Source organism: Streptomyces sp. NPDC057623 (assembly GCF_042800355.1).
Lineage (GTDB): Bacteria > Actinomycetota > Actinomycetes > Streptomycetales > Streptomycetaceae > Streptomyces.
Map to the genome: position 1 here is coordinate 1 of NZ_JBHVGZ010000175.1, position 1,714 is coordinate 1,714.

The 1,714-nt window shown below is 70.9% G+C and carries 1 protein-coding gene and 1 pseudogene; one reads left to right on the top strand and one right to left on the bottom strand.

Annotation, left to right across the window (positions count from 1 at the left end):
- Positions 1–523, bottom strand: a pseudogene (locus tag ACFU95_RS50955) (ATP-dependent DNA ligase); the annotation flags it as partial.
- 74 nt (positions 524–597) lie between these two features.
- Between ACFU95_RS50955 and ligD the strand changes: the two are divergent.
- Positions 598–1,623 (top strand): non-homologous end-joining DNA ligase, encoded by a 1,026-nt coding sequence (gene ligD / locus ACFU95_RS50960; RefSeq protein ID WP_383844781.1) that lies wholly within the window; start codon positions 598–600, stop codon positions 1,621–1,623.
- The last annotated feature ends 91 nt before the right edge of the window (positions 1,624–1,714 follow it).

Sequence of the window (1,714 nt, forward strand, 5' to 3'; positions counted from 1 at the left end):
CCAGACCGGCGCCTTCGTACTGCTCGAACCGTCCCGTGGCCGTGTCGATGTAGGTGGTCGCCTGCGCCACAGGGACCGGCGCCGTCACCCCGGACAGCGCCATGGTGAGCCTCGCCCGCCGGTCCGCCAGCGGGACCTCCAGCAGCGACTCGTCCGCCAGCGCCAGCAGGTCGAAGGCCACGAACGACGCCGGGGTCCGCTCGGCCAGCATCCGCACCCGGGAGTCGGCCGGGTGGATGCGCTCGGTGAGCGCGTCGAAGTCCAGCCGCCCCTCCCGCGCGATGACGATCTCCCCGTCCAGCACACACCGCTCGGGCAACCGCTCCTTCAGCCCCGCCACCAGCTCGGGAAAGTACCTGGTCAGCGGCTTTCCGGTACGGCTCCCCAGCTCGACCTCGTCCCCGTCGCGGAACACGATCGCCCGGAACCCGTCCCACTTCGCCTCGTACTGCATGCCCGGCGGGATCTTCGCCACCGACTTGGCGAGCATCGGCTTCAGGGGCGGCATCACCGGCAGGTCCATGCTCCGATTCTGCGCGCGTACGGCCGCTGACGCCCGGTGTGCGAGGTGTGCGGGGTGCGCCTACCGTGGCTCGCATGGGCGAAGCGGTGGAGCTGGAGGCGGGCGGCCGGAGCGTGCGCCTGTCCAACCCGGGCAAGGTCTTCTTCCCCGAGCGCGGCTTCACCAAGCTGGATCTCGCCCGCTACTACATCGCCGTCGGCCCCGGCATCCTGCGTGCCCTGCGCGATCGCCCCACCACCCTGGAGCGCTACCCGGACGGCGTGACCGGCGAGTGGTTCTACCAGAAGCGGGCGCCCAAGAGCATGCCCGACTGGATCCCCACCGCCCACATCACCTTCCCCAGCGGCCGCAGCGCCGACGAGATGTGCCCCACCGAGGAGGCCGCCGTCCTGTGGGCCGCCCAGTACGGCACGCTCACCTTCCACCCCTGGCCGGTCCGCCGCGACGACGTCGACCGACCCGACGAACTCCGCATCGACCTGGACCCGCAGCCCGGCACCGACTTCGACGACGCCGTCCGCGCCGCCCACGAACTACGCGCCGTACTCGACGAGTTCGGCGGCCTGCGCGGCTGGCCCAAGACCTCCGGCGGGCGTGGTCTGCACGTCTTCGTGCCCATCGAGCCGCGCTGGACGTTCACCCAGGTCCGGCGTGCCGCCATCGCCGTGGGGCGGGAGCTGGAGCGCCGGATGCCGGAACAGGTGACGATCAAGTGGTGGAAGGAGGAGCGGGGCGAGCGCATCTTCGTCGACTACAACCAGACCGCCCGCGACCGCACCATCGCCTCCGCCTACTCCGTGCGTCCCCGCCCGCACGCCCCTGTCTCGGCGCCCCTGCGCTGGGAGGAGGTGGGTGCCGCCCACCCCCAGGACTTCGACATCGTGACCATGCCCGCGCGCTTCGCCGAACTCGGCGACGTGCACGCCGCCATGGACGACCACCGCTTCTCGCTGGACGCGCTGCTGGAGCTGGCCAACAAGGACGAACGCGACCACGGACTCGGCGATCTGCCGTACCCGCCCGAGTATCCGAAGATGCCGGGGGAGCCCAAGCGGGTGCAGCCGAGCCGGGCGAAGAAGGAACAGGGCGGGACGGACTAGTAGTGCTTCGTTAGGTTCTGGTTCTGTTGGTGGTGAGTGGGCGGCCGCAGGTGGTGCAGGTGCCGGTCCAGCACCTCAGCAAGTCCTGGAG

What these genes read in the sequence shown, in the direction of transcription:
- ligD (WP_383844781.1), top strand. Translation starts at nt 598, where the DNA reads ATGGGCGAAGCGGTGGAGCTGGAGGCGGGCGGCCGGAGCGTGCGCCTG.